Origin of the sequence: Enterobacter sp. CPE_E863 (assembly GCF_046521465.1) — a bacterium.
GTDB classification, from domain to species: Bacteria; Pseudomonadota; Gammaproteobacteria; order Enterobacterales; family Enterobacteriaceae; genus Enterobacter; species Enterobacter adelaidei.
This window is the reverse complement of sequence record NZ_JBKFZX010000005.1, coordinates 60,539-82,070: the sequence shown is the minus strand read 5'-3', so window position 1 is coordinate 82,070 and position 21,532 is coordinate 60,539. Positions and strand designations below refer to the sequence as shown.

Genomic DNA, 21,532 nt, shown 5'->3' with positions numbered 1-21,532 from the left:
CTAATTAAACACGCTGTTGGGAAAATAGAACGACACCACCCAGTTAGGCCGATCGACGATTTCGCTGATGCGCAGATCGCCGCACACGGAGCAGAGCATATAGGCCTCTTCCGCCGACATCCCTTGTTCGCGGCACAGCGCATCGATGGTATAGCTTACCGCGTCGCGGGCGGCGGTCATCAGGTCAGGGCCAATGCCGGTGAAGGCGCTGTAGCCGTGCCGATCCAGATGTTGGGTCACTGGGCCAGGGGTGGCGAAACGCGGCGTTTTCAGCGGCATATCTTTAACCACTTCCAGCTTCACCACCACGTCCATCGCGCTTTCAATCGCCGTGCCGCAGACTTCACCATCGCCCTGCGCGGCGTGGGTGTCACCAATAGAAAACAACGCGCCTTCTACTTCCACCGGTAGCCATAATGTGCAGCCAGCGGCCAGATCGCGAATATCCAGATTGCCGCCCACGCGGCGCGGCGGCACCACCGAATGATGGCCCGCGGCGGCGGGAGCGACGCCGAGGGTACCGGCGAAGGGTTTCAGCGGTACGCGGCCATATCGGCCAAAGGCGCAGGGGGTTAAGCCCTGGCGGTCATATTGCCACAGCGTCAGCGCCGGATCAGAAAACTGATCGGCCAGCAGGCCGAAGCCCGGGATATTCGCAGTCCAGCCAAAGCCGCTGGGACGAAAGGATTCCAGCGTCACCTTTAGCGCATCGCCCGGCTGAGCGCCTTCCACATAGACCGGGCCACTGACCGGGTTGAGCTTATCAAACGGCAGCGTTGGGATATCCGCTGCGGTAGAACCGGCGTTGAACCAGCCGTTAGCCGCATCCAGGCAGTGAAACTCCAGTTGGCTGCCGGAAGCTACGTGCAGGACCGGGCTCAGGCTGTTATCCCAGCCGAAATGATGTTGAGCATGATGAATGGTCTTCACCAGACAATTTTGGCACATCCTGACTCTCCTTTAAGCAGCGGCGCCATCCCGGCGCCATCAAATTATTTCAGTCCGATATAGTCGTAGTTGACTGGTACATGCACTGGATCGACATACAGAGCGTCCTCGCCCCCCATGCGTGCGGAATGTACGGTGTAGCGCTTCTCGTTGAATACCGGCACCCAGGGCGCGTCATCCATTGCAGTGATGAAGATTTTGCGCCAGGCTTCAATGCGCGCGTCCTGCTGGTCGGGTTTCACCATGCTGTCCGCCGCGGCCGCCTGCGCGTCCAGCGCTTTGTTGCAGTAGCGCGCCCAGTTCCAGCCGCCCTCTACCGCCCCGGCGCAGCCGAGGATCGGGCCATAGAAGTTGGAGGGATCCGGGAAATCGGCGATCCACGCCATGCCGCCGGACCAGACCATCGGCGCTTGGCTGGCGGAGCCGCCCGCCGCAATCACATTCGCCTGCGCCAGGGATTTGATGCTGGCGTGGATGCCCACTTTGGCCAGATCCTGCTGGATAGACTGGGCGATACGCGGCTGCGGATCGGTATTCATCACGTACAGTTCGGTAGCAAAACCGTTGGGGAAACCCGCTTCGCTGAGCAGTTGCTTCGCTTTTGCCGGGTCGTAGCTGAAACCCTGATATGCCTTGTCATAACCGGGCATGGCGGGTGGCAGTGGCTGGTTGGCCGGCGCCGCGCGTCCATTAATGATGCGCACGATGCGATCTTTGTTGACCGCCATGTTCACCGCCTGGCGGACTTTGAGATTATCGAAAGGCGGCAGCGTGGTTTTCATCGTCACGTAGCCGGTCTGCAACTGGTCGCCGGTGACCATCAGGCCCTTATAGGCCGGGTTGTTTTTAAACGACAGAAACTGTGCGGGCGGTACGCCGTCGCCGGCAATATCCACTTCGCCTTTTTCCAGCCGCAGCAGAGCGACCGAGGGATCCTGTCCCATTTCGAACTTTATGTGATCCAGCCGCGGCACGCCGGCTTTAAAGTAGTTCGGGTTTTTGCGGAAGATCAGCTCCTGGCCCAGCTTCCACTCCTGGAGCTCAAACGCGCCGCTGCCGACCGGATGCTTGCCGAAGTCGGCGCCCCATTTCTCCACCTCCTCACGGGGAACCACCGAGGCAAAGTTCAGCGCCAGCACATGCAGGAAGGTGGCGTTGGGCTCTTTCAGAGTGATTTTTACCGTATGATCGTCGACGACCTCGATACCGCTCAGGGTCGTGCTTTTACCGCTGGCCTCCTCGTCATAGCCCGCGATGGGACTGAAGAACCCGGCGCCCGGACTTTGGGTTTTCGGGTTGACTGTGCGTTCCAGAGAATATTTCACGTCCGCCGCCGTGACCTCGCGGCCGTTGTGGAATTTCACCCCTTTGCGTAGCACAAAGGTGTAGACCTTGCCGTCCTCGGAAATGGCGTAGCTCTCCGCCAGGTCGTTCACCAACTCGGTGGTGCCGGGACGATAGTCCATCAGGCCGTCGAACAGGCTTTTGATCATCGACCAGTTTTGCCAGTCATAGCCAATGGCCGGATCGAGGGTCGCCACGTCGTTCTGGTAGGTCACCACGATATCGCCGCCGGTCTTCTCGTCAGCCTGCGCGCCATAAGAGAAACAGGCCGCGGCCACCGCCATTGTCAATAACGCATTTTTCATCATCTTCCCCTGCTACTTTTTGACATCAATGCGCGGATCGACCCACGGCAGCACCAGATCCGCAATAAGGTTGCCGCCAACAATGGCAACCGCTGACACGGTGGTTACCCCGACAATCACCGGGATATCCACCTGTTGAATCGCCTGCCAGGCCAGCTGACCGATACCCGGCCAGCCAAAGACCGATTCGACTACCACCAGTCCGCCCATAAAAATGCCGATATCAATGCCTATCATCGGAATTAGCGGCAGCACGGCATTCGGCAGCACGTGACGCAGCAGTACGCGGGTTCGGCCCAGCCCTTTGGCCCGCGCGGTACGGATAAAATCCTGATGCAGCACCTCAATCATCGACGAGCGCAACATGCGTGAATACCAGCCGCTGCCGAGCAGGCCGAGGGTTAGCGCCGGTAGCGCCAGATGGCTGAAGCCGCCATAGCCTCCCATCGGGAACCAGTTGAGTACCACGGCGAAAAGATAGAGAAAAAGCATCGCGGCGATGAACTGCGGCGCCGAAACACCGATAAAGGAGAGCGCCATCAGAAGCCGGTCCGCCAGCCCGCCGCGTTTTAACGCCGCCAGGGTGCCGAGGGCGATCCCCAGTACCAACTCGCAGAGAATACCCGCCGCCATCAGCTGCAGTGACGGCCCGATACGGGCGGAAACCAGTTCACTCACTTCGCTGCGCTGAATAAACGAGCGTCCCAGATCGCCGTGCAGCAGCCCCTGCAGATAACGCCAATATTGCTGATAAAACGGCAGATCCAACCCCAACTGATGGCGGATGTTTTCGACTACTTCCGGCGTGGCACTGCGCCCGGCGATTTGGCGCGCTGGATCGGCGGGCAACATAAACAGCAGCAAATAGCAGATCAACGTAACGCCAAGCAGGATCAGCCCGGCATGCAACAGACGTTTTCCCAGAAATAGCATTAGTTTCGTCCTTTTAAGCCGGGATCGAGGGCGTCGCGCAGGGCGTCACCAGCGATATTGAAAGAGAGCGACAGCAGCACAATCGCCGCGCCGGGAAAGAACACCAGCCAGGGAGCCGAAGTAAAATAGCTCTGGCTTTCAAAGATGATGTTGCCCCAACTCGGCGTTGGCGGCTGTACCCCCACCCCAAGGAACGATAGAGTAGCTTCCAGCAGGACTGTGGTGGAGATGCCTAGTGTGGCCCAGACCAGCACCGTTGGCGCCAGATGTGGAATTAAATGCACGCCGAGAATACGCAACGTTCCGGCCCCCAGGGTGCGTTCCACGGCGATAAAGTCGCGGGCGCTAAGCGCGCTAGTTTCGGCGTAGATAACCCTGGCGATCTGCACCCAGTTCACCATGGCGATCACCAGGGACACGATCCAGACACTTGGCTGGAAAATCGCCGCCAGGGCAATCGCCAGCAGCAGTGCGGGAAACGCCATCATCAGATCGGTAAAGCGCATCAGCAGCCCTCCGATACGCCCCTGCAGATAACCTGCGCTAAGCCCTACCAGGACGCCGATCAGTACTGCAGTGCCGTTGGCGACAACACCGATGAGTAACGAAGTACGAGCTCCGTAAATTAAACGCGAGAAGAGATCGCGTCCCAGCAGATCGGTTCCCAGCCAGTAAGTGCTGTTGGGAGAAAGCGGTGCGCCTTCCAGGCTCAGTCCCTCGACAAACTGTTCATCGGGATCGAAGGGGGTGAGCCAGGGGGCAAACAGCGCGCTCATCACCACCAGGAGAATAAACAGCAGCGAGAGCAGCAGGGCTGGCCGGCGCAGAAAATATCCGACTCTATTCATTGTGCTCCCCGCTTGCCGGACGACATTCGTAGCAGCCACTTCTGCGCCACCTGTGCCACCGACTGGTTCGTACACATTGATTCCGAGCGCAGGCGAACCCATGCCTGTTGTTCATCAATACTTTCCGCTTGCATCTGGGCCGCCAGAGCTTGGGTAATCTGCGGCATTGCTGCCAGACGCTGGCGCAGTAGCATCTGTTGCTGTTGAATGTCATGCAACTGCTGACGCAGCCCCACTGCCATCATCAGGGTGGTATAGATGGCTCGCTGTGTAATAGGCTTGGTAAGGAGCGCTGTTGCCCCTAACTCCAGCGCGCGCTGTACCTGGTAAAGTCCCTCATGTGAGGTCAGCGCGATCACCGGTATTCCCGCCAGATTGATCTGGCTCAGGGTTAGCGGGCTGGCGAATGCCTCCAGTTCCACCAGTACTGCACAGGGGGTGAGAGGAGGTAAAGCCTCATCTCCGGTCAGGTGATGCCAGCGGATACCCATCCGCGTCAGGTTTTTTTCCAGCGCTTCGCGACTCCTTGCTTCACAGTCTACCAGCAGGAGCGGCTGAGCATCTAAATCCGGGGACAGCAGCGTTTTCATTTAACAATCCTCAGAGCAGGTCTGGCTGCAACCGTTCGGCTTTCACGTAGCTCGGTCGCGGAGAGATAGGGATCGGGCATAACCGGCAGCGGTTCGCGATGCAGTATCTGAAAGCAAGTTTGTTGCAACTCAGCGATGTAGCAGGGCAAACAGGCGTGGTTGTTTCGAGCCATTACTGAGCGAGCGCCCGGAGAATCAACGTCGTGCTGACGATGCAGTGCCGCCAGCACCGCACCCGGCTCGCTGTTTCCGGCCTCGCGCAGGCTATTGGCAAACAGCCTTACTGCCCGCCAGCCGCCGATATAGTAGTGGGAGATGCGCTGTACGCCATGTTGCAGGTGCTGCCGCGCGCAAAAATCGAGATCGACGCTCTCAAAAAACGGTCCGCAGGAAAGCAAACGTACCGCCCTTAGTGGCGCGACTTCGGCGACTTCGGCTTCGGTAAAATTACAGCTGAGCACCGCTAACGTCCGCCGATCGCGAAGACAGGCCTCGTCCAGTGCGCGCAGAAACGCATAAGAGGTTTCGCCTACCAGGTTATTGAGCACAAAATCTACCTCTGTGCTGAGAATCGCCTCAATCAACTCGGTCACGTTGCTGTTTCTCAGGTGCAGATATTTTTCGCCCACCACCGTACCGCCGGAACCTTCCACTACCTCACGGGCGATACGATTGCTTTCCCAGCCCCAGACGTAGTTAGAGCCGATCAGCCAGGAGCGATTTCCGAACATATCCAGCGCCAGCCGCAGGAGTGGCAGCAGAGTCTGGTTCGGACAACCGCCCAGATATACGACCTGCTCGCAGCTCTCGAACCCCTCGTAAGGACAGCCATACCACAGCAGCAGGTTATGCTGCTCCAGGTCCGGGATAATCTCCTTCCGACTGGCAGAGGTAATGGTTCCGAAGATATGGCGGATGCCGTGAGCGATAAAGGTGCTCACCGCTTCACTGTAGGCTGCGAGTTCACCCGCAGGGTTGATATGTCGGGCCCGCAGCTGAAAAGGATAAGCAGGATCGGCATTGATTTCCTCTAAGGCATGGCGCGCACCAAGCAGTGTGCTGTTCGCCAGGTGGCTGTAGGTACCTTCTGTGGAAAGCAAAATTCCAATATCAATAGTTTGCACGTATGTTTGCTCTCTGCATTAATAAAAAAGCCTGATTGTCCTTATTAGGACAATCAGGCTTCATTACCTGTCGATATTTAATGGATTCAAGGCTTAAGGGTTGCCCCTGCTTGCATATACCCGACATGAAAAATTCATGCCATTTTTAAAGCACAGTTAAATCAATGGATTATTTATTTTTGGAGACACTTTTGCACCAATGGGATGCGGCTTGCTCAGTTATGGTGCAATTTTCTGATGCAGTCTGGTCTCTTCAACATGAGGTGGAGTAATGCACACCTGTTTTAGTTCCACGCACTTTTTGAGAGTTCCGGTTTTTCAGCCATCAGCAGGTGATCCTCCGGCGTCAGGTTATTCAGGGATTCATGGGGACGCTCTGGATGGAAGATCCTCGTGACGAAGCCGAATTTGCCCCCGGCCACGTGCTTTTTTTCGAGCGTAATGTTGTCCATGCATTACCAACCCTTCTTGAAGAACCCGTAATATTTCTGTCATTGGCCAGCCCTCGTCGTGATCCTGAAGATATTACCTTTGTTGACCCGAAAGATGGCACTGCCAGAACCTTTATGGCCAGAAATAATGAGTCAGCATAATTTATTTCCTAGTCCATTCATATGAAAACACTGGCGGAAGAGGGCTATGCACCGAGGTAAAGGGAGGCAATCCGTCGTCAGATGAAGTGGTTTACTGAATTTGGCCACCTGAACAGAGGTGATATGCTCACCTCAGAACAACACAGGTGTCATAATGAAAAAAAGAAATTTCAGCGCAGAGTTTAAACGCGAATCCGCTCAACTGGTCGTTGACCAGAACTACACCGTGGCAGATGCAGCCAGCGCTATGGATGTCGGCCTTTCCACAATGACGCGATGGGTGAAACAATTACGTGATGAACGGCAGGGCAAAACACCAAAAGCCTCCCCCATTACCCCGGAACAAATTGAAATCCGTGAGCTCAGGAAAAAGCTACAACGTATTGAAATGGAAAATGAAATATTAAAAAAGGCTACTGTAGATTCAATCTGTCAACGCAACACCCCTTTCAATTATCTCTTTAGGTGTTTTGAACTTCAGTGTCTTTCTCGGTCTGTTGTTTAGCTGAGCTGCAACCTGATCCAGCTCATGCTGAGTATATTGGGCAAGGCATGTCTTTTTGGGAAAGTACTGTCGGATTAGCCCATTAGTGTTCTCGTTTGTTCCCCGCTGCCAGGGGCTCTGAGGATCGCAGAAGTAAACTTTAACTCCTGTGCTGTCAGTAAATTCCAGATGTCTGGCCAGCTCCATTCCTCTGTCCCATGTCAGTGATCGCCGGAGTTCAGGTGGTAGGCTCAGGAATTTATCTGTAAGAGCCTGATTCACTGATAAAGCGTCTTTGCCCCTGAGTCTCAGGATGATCGTATAACGTGATTTTCGGTCTACAAGTGTGGCTATATGAGAGTTTTTTGTACCCGAGACTAAATCGCCTTCCCAGTGTCCCAGAGAGCGTCTGTTATCGATATGCCGGGAACGTTCGTGGATTGGCGTTCCGTTCACTATGTTGATAGTGCCTCTTTCACCTTTGCGAGTATGGCGCCTGCCATGACGGAGGCTTTGCGATCGGCGCAGATGCTGTACGTTCAGGTGGTGTAGCGCTTCACGACTACGAAAGTAAAGCGTCTTATAAATTGTCTCAGGTGATATTCGTAGTGTTTTTTGACGCGGTTTCGCTCGCCTTAACCATCCTGATATTTGCTCTGGGGACCACTTCATCTCAAGCTTTTCCAGAACAAGCTCTCGCAACGGCATATTCTGATCCAGTAAGCACGGTTTTGGTCTTTTAGCCATCCTGTTGGCCCGGTTATTCGCATCAACGGCTTTGTAATAGCGCCTGCCACGATTACGCTGGACTTCACGTGAGATTGTCGAAGGGCTACGATTCAGCATTGTAGCGATGGCTCGAATGCTCATTTTAGCTGACAGACCGGCTCGTATTTCCTCGCGCTCAGACAGCGTCAGGTGAGCAACAGCTCGCTTGCGCTCATTGGGTTTTATGCCGCCAGTATCTCTTAACATCGTGAAGATGGTTCCTGGTTTCGAACCCAGGATATTAGCTATCTCACTGAAGCCTTTTCCGTTCTTCCACAGTTCAAAAACAGATGTTTTTTCCTTTGCTGTAAATGTCCGTCTCATCCAACAATCCTCCGCAACTACATGTTTTCACATGACTGTTGCGTTGACCAATTGAATCTACAACCGCGCTCTTGATGTCAGACTCCCTGAACAGTTCTCGATAATCGGGAAACTCAGGGCGCGTTATCCTGTGGCCACTCTCTGCCATGTGTTCGGGGTTCATCGCAGCAGCTACAAATACTGGAAAAACCGTCCTGAAAAGCCAGACGGCAGACGGGCTGTATTACGCAGCCAGGTACTTGAACTGCATGGCATCAGCCACGGCTCTGCCGGAGCAAGAAGCATCGCCACAATGGCAAGCCGGGGTGTCCGGATCATGCAGAAGGTTCGCCTGATTCTCCATGACGTTGAGTGCAAACATCTTCTGCTTACGTGTTTCCTGCTGTTCCTGCAGCTTATTACTGACGGTCACCAGAATCTCCGGGTGAGATACCAGATAGTCGGCAGCGATTTCGCCGATACGAGCTTCCTGCTCCGGGCTGAATACCGGCTGAGGTGCTGAAGCGTGTGCCGTTGAAATAAAGCTAATGTATGTTGTAACTATTAATGCGGCTAATTTTTTTGCTTTCATTGTCTGATTCTCATGGTTAAAAGGGGGATTTCAGAAAATGCTAACGCCGTGGTGATTCAGTACCAGAATAAGCCGTATGTTCGGCTGAACGGCGGCGACTGGGTGCCCTATCCGCAGTAGGTTATTTCCCCTCGCCCTGGCCCTCTCCCCAAAGAGGAGAGGGGACCGTTCGTGCTCGCATTTTTGTGGGGATTCCTCACCCCTCAAGGGAGAGGGTGAGGAGATATCACCAGGAAAAGCGGAAAATTACTGTTGCTGCTGTGCCAGCCAGACCAACATTTTCAGACTGGCAGAATAATAATCATCCTGTGCGTTGATTTGCGGCTCGCCAGACGTTTGACCCATCGTCAAATCACGTACCGCCAGCAAACCGCCATTCATATTGTACGGGGCGGTATCGTTGGTTGTAACGTTCACCCAGGCCGGGGTGCGGCTACGATCATAACCCTGCCACCAGTTGCGCCACGGCGTCAGCAGCGAACTTTGCGGGTTCCACCATGAGAGATACAACGGAATACGAATGGCGTCGAAACTCATGCGCGGCGGCCACTCTTTAGCAGGGCTCAGTTTGCCATCCGCCGACAGTGATACCCAGTCGGTAGGCAAATGCGATTGACCCCAGCCCATTTTGCCAAGCAGTGTAGTGCTATCACGGATCAGATCATTCCAGACCACCAGATGGCTACGGTTGGCGAACGCTTTCCATGCCGGGAAGATAAAATAGGACGGGTTCAGGTTCACATAACTGTTGAGATTGAACCCCTTCGCCCCCGGCAGCATCACCCGATAACCCGCATAATTGATCACCGTATGTTTAATCATCGCCTGGGTAATGGCATCCGATGCGGTGGCATAGCTGTTATCATTCCAGCGCTGACTGGCTTTTAACAACGCCCATGCAATTAACGCATCGCCATCCGTTGCGTCATTCTTATCGGCAATCGGATCCGGCTCGACGGGATTAAAACGCCAGTAGAACAGACCATTGTCCTTGTTCCTGAGCGTCTTATCTGTCCATCCCCAGATGCGGTCAAACGCCGCTTTATCATTGCTGGCCACCGCCATCAGCATGGCGAAACCCTGGCCTTCCGTGTGAGAGACGTTTTTATTGCCGGTATCAACAATACGGCCATCCGTCATCAGAAAGCGCGCTTTGTACGCTTCCCAGGCCTGTCCCGCCTGTGAAAACGAGGAAAAAAGCACACTAACCATCATCACCATCATGGCGAAAACGCGTTTAAACATACTCAGACTCATTGTGGGTTAGCGTAGCGGAACACAACGTCCGATACGGAGTAAAGCCGTTCGCGGCTAAAAGCGAGATGCGATTGCCCGCCCTGTCCCTGCAGCCAACGGGAATAAAGCCCTTCCAGTATGGCGCAAAATGCGTAACACCAACGCGTCTGGCTGTTCTCATCCCGGGAGACCGGTAACCCCTGATGGCGGAACGATAATCCCTCTTCGCTGGCATCAATATCAATATAGCCCCAATTAAACTCCGCAAGCAGCGCGTTGATGTTGGTTTCGAGTTCGCCGATGGTTTGTGAGGCAGGCAGAGGAAAACGTTCCGCCAGCGATGCCCCCATCTGGCGCAAGAAGGGTTGGCTTTCCGCTTCCCCCACGTTTCTCACCATGCCATCAACCATTACCGACAGCAGGTCAAACCAACCGGCCGGCGTTTGCTGCCGTTGAAAATAAGACAGCAGTAAAGGATTAGCCGTACTCGACGTCATTATTTATCTCCCAACATATAGCGGAACCAGATCCCGGCAGTACTTTCGTTATAGTCGCCAAAGGTGTCGTAACCGACCCTACCGCCGACGGTCATGTTCTTGTTCAGGTTGTAATCAATCCCTGCCCGGAAGGTATAGCCAATCCCGTTTTGCGATTTGCTGCCGTACTGCGCTTCTTTTGCAAAACCAGTTTTCACGTAATCTGTTAAAGCGCTTTGCATTGCGGAGTCTGTCGGGAAGTAATTGCTAGCATCCTGGGTGTAGGATTGATACCCCACAGAGCCTCCAAGGCTAAGCTTCCAGTTGTCAATTTTCTGTGAAAAATCAACTGGCAATGACACGCTGACATAATTTTGGGGGCTAAAATAGCCGCCCTGCCCGAAAGTGAAGTAACTGAGGTTTTTCGAGAAATCCATCCAACTGACGCTTAAACCTGTTTGCAGTTGACGGAAATCATCATGCCATGGGCGCAGATAGACTCCGGCGTCTGCGTTCATACTGGTGTTGCTCGCCACATTTTCACCAATGTAACTGTAACCACCACCGCCAACGAAGAAGCCTGCGTCACCGTCGTCATAGCTTAATTGCACGGTACCGCCGTTTTTAGTCACCTGGCCCCAGGTTTTGCCTGAGTAAGCGTCTTTCAAACCAACATACGAGAGCAAACTATCAGTCACGGCGCGGCGCTCGCCGGTGAAGATCAATGAGAGGTAGTTAGATAACTTAGGTGACCATTTCACCCCACCGACCAGTGTATTCAGATCCTGGCCCAGCGGCGTGCTGCCAATATCCAGGCGATAGCTGTCACCGCTAAGCGCCATATTAAGCTCTACACCGTTCCCATTTTGCGAGTCTGTTGAAACATCGCCTGGCTGCGAGACGTCAGCCTTTAGTGAGGAACGGTTCAGATAGTTTCGTAGCGCCCCCCCCTCTGCGGCATTTAGCGCGGCAAGGTTCGTCAAACCTCTCGATGTGAATTGACCAAAATCGGCCGAAGAGACCTCGCTAAGCCCATCCAATGCAGCGGCAGCCGGATGCAACACCAAATATTGCGCTTTCTGATCTGCTGTCATGCTCGCCAGCGAATTGATCTCATTATTGATTGTCGATGCTAAATTTGATGCCGCATTCGCCAGCGGGTTCGAGCCATAGCGTCGCCAGGCATCGCCAGAAGCACTCCCGGCACTCAGGGTGATCGGCGTGGCGGTAAACTCGAAGCGCGACTCACCAAACGGCGAACTTGACCAGGTCAGCGGCGTTTTGGCTTCGGTCAGTTTACTGGTGCCCGACTCACCGTCACGGCCACGGATATCGACCTCGCCCTGCAACCACATCCCTTTCTTCTCATCAAGCTCCTGCATCATGTTATCAACCTGACGCAGCGTGCGGCTTTGCGCGGTCTCGACCGGCAAATCGGTACGGGTTGTGCCCGGTAAACTGCTCCCCGGCTCACGAGCCACTTGCGCGACCTGCCACGGCAGAATAGTGCCGTACAACGCCTGTGGAGAACTCGACTGCGGCGGCGTTTTACTGGTGGTAGTAAACGGATTATCTGCCAACAGTATGCCGCCAATCGTCGGCGTAGCGGCGCTATTAGACGACTCCAGCCCCACCAGCTTGCCGCGTGCGCTACGTAAGTAGGTCATCGCCTGCTGGTGGTTGCCTTTTGCCTCTTCCAGACGCGCCAGCAACAGCATGCGTTCCGGTGAGCTGTCGCTACGCAGACCGCTGGCAAGGGTAGTAGCTTTCTGCACGTTATTCTCGGACAGCGCAACGTCGATAGCCCCCACACGTGCCGCCTGATCCTCGGTATCACGGGTCATCAGGTAGTCATAGAGCACGCCCGCTTCTTTGTTCATTTTGCCTGTCTGGTACAGACGGCCCATGGCGAACATCAAATCGGTGTTTTGCGGGTCGCTTTGCAGCGCACGGATCAGCTTGTCATACGCCGCGGCGTAGTTGCCCTCTTCACGCAGTTTGTCGGCTTCATTAATCACGTAGCCATTGCGGATCCCCGCAAGCTGAGCAGGCGTACTGCGCGCCTGTAGCTCCGGGTTCGACATCAGGGTTTGCGCTTCCTGAGTAAGCCCCGCCTGGTTCAGTACCGCTATCTGATCGGCATAATCCCCGGCGTTGCCTTCTACGCCATCTTTAATACTGTTGCGCACCAGCGATACGGCGGTGGTGATGTCACCCGAACGGGCAAGCATCCGCGCCAGTTTCCCTGCATCGACCGGGCTTTTCGGCGGCTGACTGGCCAGCGCTTTCAGCGTATTGGACGCCGCGGTCATGTTCCCTTGTGAAAGGTAACGTTCTGCCGTCGCCATTTGCAGGTTGTAATTCACACTTTCCGCCAGATCGCGCATCTGGCTATTACGGCTGGACGGCGGAATACGCGCCAGCAGAGAGTTGGCCTGCTGCCAGGCCCCGCTTTCGCTGGCATAGAGCGCAGCGGCGTACAGTGAATTGCTGTTAGCACCATCGCGACCCGCCGGGATCATCACCGTGGCCGCTTCACCTTCCTGCCCGGATTTTTGCAGCAGGCGGGCAAGGTCAAGACGCAACCACGGATCATCCGGCACGCGGGCAACGCCCTGGCGCAGTACCGAAATCGCCTGGTCAGTATTACCGGCCTGGACCAGTTGCTGTGCCTGACGGCGAATCGGATCGCCAGGCGCCCCCGCGACCACACGCGGCTGCAGTTTTTCCTGCAGGCTGGCGGGTAAAGTGCGCAGCATCGCCTGCGCTTCTTCCGTTTTATTCTGGTCGCGCAGGACGTAATAGAGGTTTTCCCTTGCCGGGGCGTTCTGCGGCTGCTCGTTGAGAAGACCTCGCAGGGTCTGTTCGGCCTGCGAAAAGTCTTTGTTCTGCCGCAGTACAGAAGCACGGAACAGTTTTCCTGCCGTGCCACGCTCCCCGCTCTCTTGTGCCAGCGGGGCCGAAAGCGCCAGCGCCTGGCTAATATTACCCTCTTTCAATGCCTGCTGAGCCTGGGCGAGCTGACCGTAAAACGCCGCGTCTGCGGCCTGATTTTTACGCTCATCAGAAGCATCCCCGCCCTGACTGGCTGCCCGATTCAGATACTGTGCCGCCGCTTTGTAATCACCGCTACGCTGGGCGATGTAGCCCATCCCGGCAAGGGCGTCAGCATCGTTAGGGTTGGTTTGCAGCACCTGCTCAAATTTGTTTTTTGCCGCACTGTTATCACCGCTGTTCAGCGCGGTATAGCCCGCGCCTTTCGCCGCGCCGCCGACATTTTTACGGTAATAGTTTTGGACATCAGTATCCTGCGGATGCCGCTGTAGCCAGGTGTCGTAGAAGCGCTCATCGCCTGCCTGCGGCCCCAGCCATAACAGCGCCTGACGCAACCCGTCATCGGCCTCTTTACTGCCGCTGGCCATCGGTTCGAGCAACAAAATGCCGTCGCGGCGTGTCTCTTCACGCCAGGTCAGGATTTTGCCGAGTGCAATGCGCGCCGAGGTATCCTGCGGGTTATGCATCACGAAATTTTTCAGTTGCGACACGGCCTGCGGATAAAGAGTTTTATCTCCCGCCATCGTCTGGTAGTACTCAGGGGCGAGGCTGGGTGGCGGCGTATCGCCGTTAAACATGCTGCGCCAGGTCGCCAGCGCCGCCGGTACGTTACCGCTGCGCGCCTGCTGGCGGGCAAGGCTCAATTGCCCCTGCGGAACCTGCGTCAGTTGTTTGGCATTATCCAGCGCCTGCAACCCCGGATCGTCAGGAGAAACCTGCGCCAGCCGCGAACGCCACTGGGACGAGACTTGCAGATCGCCATTTTGCTGCGCCCATAACGCCATCAGGTACATCGCCTGGGTGTTATTGGCATCCACCATCAACACTTTACGCAGCGACTCCATCGCCAGGTCATCGTGGGATTTCTCATGCCAGTAATTCGCCTGGTCAAATAAGGCTTTGAGCGCGGCATCATTCGCGGCGGCATGGGCCAGCCCTGGTATACCGAAAGTGAGCGCGCTGGACAGGCACAGCGTCGTCAAACGGCGGGCGGTTTTTATCATCATTCTTGTCACCCTCTTATTTGCGGTTGTCCAAATCCAGACGTCGTTTCGCGCGGTTTCTCAGCCAGACAAAGAGCACCGAGCCAACGATACAACCAAATAGCAGCCCTAAAATCGCCAGCAGCGCCGAGTGCTGATTTGCATACCAAATCACCCGCATTTGCGTTGGCATCTCGCCACTCGGGAACTGCTCACCCACGCGGAAGCTGCGCACGCCGTTCTCATTGGTGATCACCGCTGCGTCGCCACGGATCCCGGCGTTAATTTTCGCTGAGGCGAGGTCACCGTGCAGACGTGAGAGCTGCTCGTCATTGCTGCCGATAGCCAGTACCACCAGACGATCGTTATTCCACGGTGAACGGAAGCTGACAAACCCGCGCCAAGCTTCGTTGGAGGAGAAGTAGCGGTCGGCTTCCAGCCCGTCTGATGCCCAGTCCCCTGCTATCCAGCGTTTGATACGCTCCCAGGTCGTTGGCTCACGTACGCCCAACGTCGAGTCGTGCATCACAAACGGCGAGGTATTGAGGATCGCGCGGTTAAAGTCATGCTGATCCAGGCCCGTGACCGCCAGCACATCGCGGTCGTTTAGCAGTTCAACACCCGCCCCGCCAGTGGGTACGCCGAGCAACACGCGGTTGCGGCCCAGCGCCGTTCCCGTCGCGTTACCGGAACGTGCCGCCATATCTAAAAGCGTGGCAATCTGCGTTTCAGTCGGTTTTTCCGGCAGCATCAGCACCGTTTCCGAATAATCCGCAAGCCGGGTGAACGGGAAGGACGCGCCCACAAAATAAGAGAGGTTCGGCAACAGCGCGAAGTGACGCGTATGGCTGAGATCAATCCACGAGTCGTCTTCGATACGGCTCTTAATGTTATTGTTCAGCAGCACGCTACACGGGGCGCTCGCCTTGGGTTGAATGTTGAAGTACAGCGAGAGCTGGTTGTCGCCATAGATCATGTACGGCTCCAGCGGCATATCAAACTTCTCCTGGCGCGCATCACCGCCAAGCTTATGCCACAACGTTTCCAGCGCCCCCTGCTTATTCACCGGCAGGTTATGCAGGAAAGTATCGTTCATGGTCATGCTGAGCCACGAACGGTCTTCATCAATCCAGCTTTCCGTCGGGAAACGGTAACCAATGTGCAGAGGAATCGTTTCGCCATCCCACAGGAACAGATCCGGTGCCGCACGGAATGCTACGCGCAACGCATCGTGCCACAGCCCCGTGGTGGTCAGGCTCTGATCTTTACGGATCAGTTCTGACAGTTTTACCGGACGATCGGTAGGGATCCAGCGCGGCGCATCGTAAGGTTTACTCGCCGGGATCGTTTGGGTGGTGACATCCACCGACGGCGTCTGCATGGCGAAATTGCCACGGGTTAAACGCCATGCCGCCGCACGCAGGCTGGCATCATCTTTACCCACCACCAGCAGCAGCTTATAAACCGGGTTTGCCGGGTTATCGACCACTTTGAGTAGCGGCTGCTCGGTAGCCGGCAGCGTCAGGCCACCAATTTGCTCGCCCGGATGACCAATCAGGATGCCGTTCTTTTCCGGCAAGCGGTCATGATAGGCGGCAAACGACACGCCACGGTAGTCTGCCTGGATCCCCATCCACGATGAGATCAGCGCACTGGCGCTTAAGGTATCGCCACTGAGCTTCGCCGGGAAAGCCATGGCGATCGCCGCCGGGGTCATTTGCATGCTGTCAAAGAACGGGCGCGGGAAGTGGCTTAAATCAGCGCCAATGTCCAGTTGCTGCCCTTCCAGCTCGAAACGGGAATCCGCCATGATGGTGACGCGATATTTATCGCTCAGGTCGCGCTGGCACTGCATGGCATCGCCATCGTTGATTTTAAAGCTCAGGTTGTTGCTCGACACCATCAGTGCGGAGGGAATATCCAACTGATAACGCGCGGTGTCGCTGTCGGTCACGGTCAGCGGTACCGTCCCCAGCGGCTGACCATTTAGCATCAACTGCATGGTGGCATTGCGCGCCACCATCGCGGGCGACACTTTCAGGTTCAGTTCAAGGCGCGCCGTGGTAATCACCTGGTCCACGGGCAGGGTAAAGGAGGCGCCCCCCTGGAACTGACCACCCGTCAGGGAAATCCCTTCCGGGAAACCCATCTGCGCGAGACTGATGCTGTTAACCACCGAAGGAATAAATACCGGTGCGCCCGGCGGCGGCACGGGTGGCGTCTCCGCCGGCTCGTTTAATTTCAGTAGCGACTCGATGGAGGTGTCTTCGGCATGCAGCGGCATCATAAAAAGTGCGCCGACCAGCACAGCCAGTGTTGTCAGACGTTTCATGCGTTGCCCTCCTCCTGGGAAGCGGCCTGGTCCTGGCTGGCGCGCAAACGGCGATTTTCTCGACGGTCTTTCCAGGTCAGCCAGAAGAGGTCAAACACACAACGCATAATGGTTCCCAACGAACGGAACGGGTTGTCCTGAGGTTTCGGTGGGTGAATCCATGCATCCGCACGGGAGAGCACCACGCGCACCAGTTCACGACGGCGGGCGAGCGGGATGTCTTCAAACATCAGACGAATCGATTCTTCATCCGTGGCGATGGTTTTTACCGGAATGAGGATCGCGCCGGATTGCAGCAGCAGCTCAATCTCTTCAATCTCATCATCGAGATGGCGATCATCCGGTGCCACAATACGGCAGCCGCCCATCGACAGGTCAGCGGTATGGCTGCGCGACACCACGCCGCTGGCATGGTGGAGCAGTACCGGGATTTCCGCATCAATACGAATGGTTTTGCGCGTCTGTCGGGTTTCGCGCGCAACGGCAATCGCGGCCAACAGAAAGATCAGACTGTACAACCCCCAACCGACGTTTAGGGCGATAACGCGCGGATCCACGCCAAAGTAGTCATGAGCACAGGCGCGAACGATACCGGCAATCACTCCGGCCGCCAGCAGCAGGGCGATAATCAAATGCGGGCGCACCACGCTAAAATCAAAGTACCCCACGTCCAGCAGCGCACCCTTGTCGGTCACGTTGAATTTGCCGCGTTTCGGGAAAAACATCGTCACCACAGTCGGCAATGCAATGTGGAAGGCCAGCACCAGGTCGTAGATCTCCCCCCAGAAGCTATAGCGATGCCGCCCGTTCATGCGCGAGTTGACGTAAATCGCGAGGAACAGATGCGGGAGCGCATAGGCGAAAACCAGGCTCGCTGAGGAGTGAATGATGTTCAGGTTAAACAACAGATAGGCCAGCGGCGCGGTCAAAAACGCAATACGCGGCAGCGCGAACTGGTAGTAAAGCATGGCGCTCAGATAGCACAGGCGCTGTTGGATAGTCAGGCCGCGACCAAACAGCGGGTTATCCAGACGGAAAATCTGCGTCATCCCACGCGCCCAGCGGGTACGCTGGATAACGTGCAGCACCAGACGTTCAGTCGCCAGACCGGCAGCCAGTGGGATATCCAGGAATGCCGAGCCCCAACCACGGCGCTGCAACTTGAGTGCGGTGTGAGCATCTTCGGTAACGGTTTCTACGGCAAAACCGCCAATCTCTTCCAGCGCGCTACGGCGAATCACCGCACAGGAGCCGCAAAAAAAGGTGGCGTTCCAGTTGTCGTTGCCCTGCTGAATCGGTCCGTAGAACAGCGACCCTTCGTTAGGGATGTTACGTCCAACGGAGAGGTTACGCTCGAACGGGTCCGGCGAGTAGAAATAGTGCGGTGTCTGCACCAGCGCCAGTTTCGGATCTTTCAGGAAACCACCCACCGTCGCCTGCAGGAAGATGCGTGTCGCAACGTGGTCGCAGTCGAACACGGTAATCAACTCACCCTGCGTCAGCTTCATGGCGTGGTTGAGGTTACCGGCTTTGGCGTGATTGTTGTCGTTACGCGTGATGTACCCGACGCCAACGTCTGCGGCAAAAACAGCAAACTCGCGGCGTTTGCCGTCATCCAGCAGGTAGATATTCATCTTATCGCTAGGATAATCAATGCATTGCGCCGCCAGCACCGTATCACGCACCACATCCAGTGGTTCGTTATAGGTAGGAATATAGACATCCACCGTCGGCCACTGGGTCATATCATCCGGCAGCGGCACAATTTCGCGTTTTAACGGCCAGACCGTCTGCAGATAGCTCAGCAGCAACATGACCCAGACGTAGACCTCCGCCAGAAACAGCCCCATCCCAAGAATGGTTTCAATTTCGGAATTAAAATGCAGGGTTTGCGTCAGGCGGAAATACATATAGCGCGTCGATAATAAAATCGACATGACCACCATAATGACAGACACACTGCGTTTTTTGCTAAACCCCATTAAAAACAGCACACCGATACTGAGCAGACCAAAAATATACTGTTTCTGGCTGTCCATAGGCGTAATGATGACCAGCAGCGCAACAGGTAGCATTGCCAGTACCAGCAAAACATAAAGGAACTTTTTCATAGGTTGCCCTGCGCGAATTAGAAGCCAGACATTTTCGGTTTACTGTGAACCGTGCCGTCTCCGATTTTTACGCCTAAGATTCCGGCGACTCTTTTTGCAATGAGTTCGATATCGAATGCAGCGGCGGATGCAGGACTAAAGTCGAAAACCGACTGCTGCGAGGCATTCGCTTCTATGACGCTTTCATCACGATGAATAACGCCTAAAAGTTGATTACCTAATTTCTGTTCCATAAATGCGGTGACATCCCGGCTGACCTGACGACGGTTGTCGCTCTGGTTGAGCACGAAGTAATGGCCCGCTTTTCGATTGAGGACATCCCCGGTCAGACGGTGATTTTCAACGTGAGGCAACAGGGAAAGAGAGGCGGTATCTGCCTGCATGATGACCAGATGCAGATCGGCCAGGCGCGACATGGCTTTCAATGCAGCAGAGGGACCGGGAGGAAAATCGGCCACAATGATCAGGCCCGGATAATTCAGCAACGTGTTGAGGCCACGAATCAGAAAATGTTCGTCATTCGTCAGACGTTCTTCAAATACCAGGCGTTGATCTTCGCTGGCTTCGCCATAAGGCAACACAAAGATATTCCCGCCTGCGGTCAATACGAACTGACTCCAGTCCGAGGACTCGGCTGATTTGGCGACATAACCGCGCTCGTCAGACAGCGGCACGCCAAAGTGCAGACGCAGTGCGTTCTGCACGTCAAAATCCAGCGCCAGGACCTTACTGCCAGAACGCGCAAGGGCGTAAGCCAGATTAGCCGTGAGCGTCGTTTTCCCAACACCACCCTTCGGTGAACAAACACAAATCAACGGCATGAAGCGATCCTTTCTAGCAAAGATTGTAAAGGTTGGTTTTTTTCTACGGTGGGTTTTGCTTCTGGCGCTTTCGTTGCAAACAGCCGGGAATAATCAGCAGGCGCTGTCGCAGACGGAGCAGGTGCGGTGGTGGTCGTTGGTACAACCGGGTTAGCCGCCGGTTGGGCAGAAGGCGCAACGGGTGCCGCCGATTGCGATGCAAGTTGTCCGGCAACTTCACGGAAAATAGACGGGGCGGTCACCGCCGGTAAGTCTGTGTCGACAGGAGGAAGAACGCTTTCGGTGCTGGTTTCGGTGCTGGTTTCGGCGCTTTCAATACTGTCGATAGTATCGATACTTTCGACGCGCTCATGACGTTCGTCGCTCGCGAAGACATCCGGGGCGACAGCCTGCGGTTGCGGCAGCGAAACGTGACCACCCATCGCCAGTTTAGACTCCTCTGTTGCAGGAGCTAGCTGATTCATGATCGCCCAACTTCCATGGTCAGGAGAGAGGTTCTGCGCCGACAGATCCTTGAATTCGTATTTTTGGTTGCGGGTCTTATCCTTAAACCTCTGCAAATCATCATAATGGTTCATAGCTATACTCATGATTTACAAAATAAACTATATACCCACCACCTACATAACCTGAGCGATCAGTTATTGGTAGATTCGTTTTATAATTAGGCTGCTCGCCTGTTGTGTGGGTACGTAGATGCTTTGGCTATTAACAATTCGCCTTATTATCGCGTGATTAAATTACACCAGTGCTAAGGAAGGTGCGAATAAGCGGGGAAATTCTTCTCGGCTGACTCAGTCATTTCATTTCTTCATGTTTGAGCCGATTTTTTCTCCCGTAAATGCCTTGAATCAGCCTATTTAGACCGTTTCTTCGCCATTTAAGGCGTTATCCCCAGTTTTTAGTGAGATCTCTCCCACTGACGTATCATTTGGTCCGCCCGAAACAGGTTGGCCAGCGTGAATAACATCGCCAGTTGGTTATCGTTTTTCAGCAACCCCTTGTATCTGGCTTTCACGAAGCCGAACTGTCGCTTGATGATGCGAAATGGGTGCTCCACCTTGGCCCGGATGCTGGCTTTCATGTATTCGATGTTGATGGCCGTTTTGTTCTTGGTCGAGCTGGGTGCCTCAATGATGGTGGCATCGACCAAGGTGCCTTGAGTCATCATGACGCCTGCTTCGGCCAGCCAGCGATTGATGGTCTTGAACAATTGGCGGGCCAGTTGATGCTGCTCCAGCAGGTGGCGGAAATTCATGATGGTGGTGCGGTCCGGCAAGGCGCTATCCAGGGATAACCGGGCAAACAGACGCATGGAGGCGATTTCGTACAGAGCATCTTCCATCGCGCCATCGCTCAGGTTGTACCAATGCTGCATGCAGTGAATGCGTAGCATGGTTTCCAGCGGATAAGGTCGCCGGCCATTACCAGCCTTGGGGTAAAACGGCTCGATGACTTCCACCATGTTTTGCCATGGCAGAATCTGCTCCATGCGGGACAAGAAAATCTCTTTTCTGGTCTGACGGCGCTTACTGCTGAATTCACTGTCGGCGAAGGTAAGTTGATGACTCATGATGAACCCTGTTCCATGGCTCCAGATGACAAACATGATCTCATATCAGGGACTTGTTCGCACCTTCCCTAACACGCTGTTTATTTCTAGCAAATATATAAATTTCACCTGTAC

General features: G+C 55.1%; 16 protein-coding genes and 4 pseudogenes. 3 read left to right on the top strand and 17 right to left on the bottom strand.

Annotation, left to right across the window (positions count from 1 at the left end; translation table 11 throughout):
* The 7 genes and pseudogenes from ACLHV8_RS26690 to ACLHV8_RS26660 all read right to left on the bottom strand — a co-directional run.
* Window positions 1-948: an acetamidase/formamidase family protein gene (locus ACLHV8_RS26690; RefSeq protein WP_004118225.1), complete on the bottom strand. Its 948-nt coding sequence runs from the start codon at window positions 946-948 to the stop codon at window positions 1-3.
* 44 nt (window positions 949-992) lie between these two features.
* Complete coding sequence (locus ACLHV8_RS26685; protein WP_004152278.1) at window positions 993-2,597, bottom strand: ABC transporter substrate-binding protein; 1,605 nt, start codon at window positions 2,595-2,597, stop codon at window positions 993-995.
* A gap of 12 nt (window positions 2,598-2,609) precedes the next feature.
* Window positions 2,610-3,530, bottom strand: a complete 921-nt coding sequence (locus tag ACLHV8_RS26680; protein WP_004118227.1) for an ABC transporter permease — start codon at window positions 3,528-3,530, stop codon at window positions 2,610-2,612.
* On the bottom strand, window positions 3,530-4,378 hold the full coding sequence (locus ACLHV8_RS26675; RefSeq protein WP_004118228.1) for an ABC transporter permease: 849 nt from the start codon (window positions 4,376-4,378) through the stop codon (window positions 3,530-3,532). The genes ACLHV8_RS26680 and ACLHV8_RS26675 overlap by 1 nt, the downstream gene beginning before the upstream one ends.
* Complete coding sequence (locus ACLHV8_RS26670) at window positions 4,375-4,968, bottom strand: ANTAR domain-containing response regulator (RefSeq protein ID WP_004118229.1); 594 nt, start codon at window positions 4,966-4,968, stop codon at window positions 4,375-4,377. The genes ACLHV8_RS26675 and ACLHV8_RS26670 overlap by 4 nt, the downstream gene beginning before the upstream one ends.
* Window positions 4,965-6,092 carry a transporter substrate-binding protein gene (locus tag ACLHV8_RS26665; protein ID WP_208595263.1) on the bottom strand — a complete coding sequence of 376 codons (1,128 nt, stop codon included), beginning with the start codon at window positions 6,090-6,092 and terminating at the stop codon, window positions 4,965-4,967. The genes ACLHV8_RS26670 and ACLHV8_RS26665 overlap by 4 nt, the downstream gene beginning before the upstream one ends.
* A gap of 284 nt (window positions 6,093-6,376) precedes the next feature.
* Window positions 6,377-6,478: pseudogene (locus ACLHV8_RS26660) on the bottom strand (integrase); the annotation flags it as partial.
* 361 nt (window positions 6,479-6,839) lie between these two features.
* Here ACLHV8_RS26660 and ACLHV8_RS26655 point away from each other — a divergent pair.
* Window positions 6,840-7,097 (top strand): annotated as a pseudogene (locus tag ACLHV8_RS26655) (transposase); the annotation flags it as partial.
* A 12-nt stretch (window positions 7,098-7,109) separates the two neighbouring features.
* Here ACLHV8_RS26655 and ACLHV8_RS26650 read toward each other — a convergent pair.
* The gene (locus tag ACLHV8_RS26650; RefSeq protein WP_410377067.1) at window positions 7,110-8,261 is read right to left on the bottom strand and encodes an IS30-like element IS30H family transposase; all 1,152 of its coding nucleotides are present in this window, start codon (window positions 8,259-8,261) and stop codon (window positions 7,110-7,112) included.
* Window positions 8,262-8,325: 64 nt separating this feature from the next.
* On the opposite strand from ACLHV8_RS26650, the pseudogene ACLHV8_RS26645 reads away from it, so the two are divergent.
* A pseudogene (locus ACLHV8_RS26645) lies at window positions 8,326-8,565 on the top strand (IS3 family transposase); the annotation flags it as partial.
* Here ACLHV8_RS26645 and ACLHV8_RS26640 read toward each other — a convergent pair.
* The gene (locus ACLHV8_RS26640) at window positions 8,485-8,832 is read right to left on the bottom strand and encodes a hypothetical protein (RefSeq protein ID WP_265736939.1); all 348 of its coding nucleotides are present in this window, start codon (window positions 8,830-8,832) and stop codon (window positions 8,485-8,487) included. The pseudogene ACLHV8_RS26645 and the gene ACLHV8_RS26640 sit on opposite strands and share 81 nt — an antisense overlap.
* A 27-nt stretch (window positions 8,833-8,859) precedes the next feature.
* Here ACLHV8_RS26640 and ACLHV8_RS26635 point away from each other — a divergent pair.
* Window positions 8,860-8,952: pseudogene (locus ACLHV8_RS26635) on the top strand (hypothetical protein); the annotation flags it as partial.
* Between the two features lie 126 nt (window positions 8,953-9,078).
* Here the strand turns inward: ACLHV8_RS26635 and ACLHV8_RS26630 are convergent.
* From ACLHV8_RS26630 to ACLHV8_RS26595, 8 genes are all read right to left on the bottom strand, one after another.
* Window positions 9,079-10,077, bottom strand: coding sequence for a glycosyl hydrolase family 8 (locus tag ACLHV8_RS26630; RefSeq protein ID WP_025760133.1), 999 nt, complete (start codon window positions 10,075-10,077; stop codon window positions 9,079-9,081).
* An 8-nt stretch (window positions 10,078-10,085) separates the two neighbouring features.
* Window positions 10,086-10,565, bottom strand: a complete 480-nt coding sequence (bcsD, locus tag ACLHV8_RS26625; protein WP_025760132.1) for a cellulose biosynthesis protein BcsD — start codon at window positions 10,563-10,565, stop codon at window positions 10,086-10,088.
* Window positions 10,565-14,605 carry a cellulose biosynthesis protein BcsC gene (locus ACLHV8_RS26620; RefSeq protein WP_032672713.1) on the bottom strand — a complete coding sequence of 1,347 codons (4,041 nt, stop codon included), beginning with the start codon at window positions 14,603-14,605 and terminating at the stop codon, window positions 10,565-10,567. The genes bcsD and ACLHV8_RS26620 overlap by 1 nt, the downstream gene beginning before the upstream one ends.
* Window positions 14,606-14,618: 13 nt before the next feature.
* The gene (bcsB, locus tag ACLHV8_RS26615; protein WP_069602393.1) at window positions 14,619-16,913 is read right to left on the bottom strand and encodes a cellulose biosynthesis cyclic di-GMP-binding regulatory protein BcsB; all 2,295 of its coding nucleotides are present in this window, start codon (window positions 16,911-16,913) and stop codon (window positions 14,619-14,621) included.
* Window positions 16,910-19,024: a UDP-forming cellulose synthase catalytic subunit gene (gene bcsA / locus ACLHV8_RS26610; protein ID WP_025760129.1), complete on the bottom strand. Its 2,115-nt coding sequence runs from the start codon at window positions 19,022-19,024 to the stop codon at window positions 16,910-16,912. Before bcsA ends, bcsB begins: the two co-directional genes overlap by 4 nt.
* Window positions 19,025-19,041: 17 nt before the next feature.
* Complete coding sequence (gene bcsQ, locus ACLHV8_RS26605) at window positions 19,042-19,845, bottom strand: cellulose biosynthesis protein BcsQ (protein ID WP_025760128.1); 804 nt, start codon at window positions 19,843-19,845, stop codon at window positions 19,042-19,044.
* Entirely contained in the window at window positions 19,836-20,423 is a 588-nt protein-coding gene (bcsO, locus tag ACLHV8_RS26600) for a cellulose biosynthesis protein BcsO (RefSeq protein WP_047028230.1), read from the bottom strand. Before bcsO ends, bcsQ begins: the two co-directional genes overlap by 10 nt.
* Window positions 20,424-20,746: 323 nt before the next feature.
* A complete protein-coding gene (locus ACLHV8_RS26595; RefSeq protein ID WP_069602396.1) occupies window positions 20,747-21,418 on the bottom strand; it encodes an IS5 family transposase in 672 nt (223 codons plus the stop codon).
* Window positions 21,419-21,532: the final 114 nt, after the last annotated feature.

Excerpts from the sequence above, each read along its gene's own strand:
- ACLHV8_RS26670 (WP_004118229.1), bottom strand. The coding sequence starts at position 4,968 with ATGAAAACGCTGCTGTCCCCGGATTTAGATGCTCAGCCGCTCCTGCTG.
- ACLHV8_RS26620 (WP_032672713.1), bottom strand. The coding sequence starts at position 14,605 with ATGATGATAAAAACCGCCCGCCGTTTGACGACGCTGTGCCTGTCCAGC.
- ACLHV8_RS26675 (WP_004118228.1), bottom strand. The coding sequence starts at position 4,378 with ATGAATAGAGTCGGATATTTTCTGCGCCGGCCAGCCCTGCTGCTCTCG.
- ACLHV8_RS26685 (WP_004152278.1), bottom strand. The coding sequence starts at position 2,597 with ATGAAAAATGCGTTATTGACAATGGCGGTGGCCGCGGCCTGTTTCTCT.
- bcsO (WP_047028230.1), bottom strand. The coding sequence starts at position 20,423 with ATGAACCATTATGATGATTTGCAGAGGTTTAAGGATAAGACCCGCAAC.
- ACLHV8_RS26595 (WP_069602396.1), bottom strand. The coding sequence starts at position 21,418 with ATGAGTCATCAACTTACCTTCGCCGACAGTGAATTCAGCAGTAAGCGC.
- ACLHV8_RS26640 (WP_265736939.1), bottom strand. The coding sequence starts at position 8,832 with ATGAAAGCAAAAAAATTAGCCGCATTAATAGTTACAACATACATTAGC.
- ACLHV8_RS26630 (WP_025760133.1), bottom strand. The coding sequence starts at position 10,077 with ATGTTTAAACGCGTTTTCGCCATGATGGTGATGATGGTTAGTGTGCTT.
- ACLHV8_RS26680 (WP_004118227.1), bottom strand. The coding sequence starts at position 3,530 with ATGCTATTTCTGGGAAAACGTCTGTTGCATGCCGGGCTGATCCTGCTT.
- bcsQ (WP_025760128.1), bottom strand. The coding sequence starts at position 19,845 with ATGCCGTTGATTTGTGTTTGTTCACCGAAGGGTGGTGTTGGGAAAACG.
- bcsA (WP_025760129.1), bottom strand. The coding sequence starts at position 19,024 with ATGAAAAAGTTCCTTTATGTTTTGCTGGTACTGGCAATGCTACCTGTT.
- bcsB (WP_069602393.1), bottom strand. The coding sequence starts at position 16,913 with ATGAAACGTCTGACAACACTGGCTGTGCTGGTCGGCGCACTTTTTATG.
- ACLHV8_RS26650 (WP_410377067.1), bottom strand. The coding sequence starts at position 8,261 with ATGAGACGGACATTTACAGCAAAGGAAAAAACATCTGTTTTTGAACTG.
- ACLHV8_RS26690 (WP_004118225.1), bottom strand. The coding sequence starts at position 948 with ATGTGCCAAAATTGTCTGGTGAAGACCATTCATCATGCTCAACATCAT.
- bcsD (WP_025760132.1), bottom strand. The coding sequence starts at position 10,565 with ATGACGTCGAGTACGGCTAATCCTTTACTGCTGTCTTATTTTCAACGG.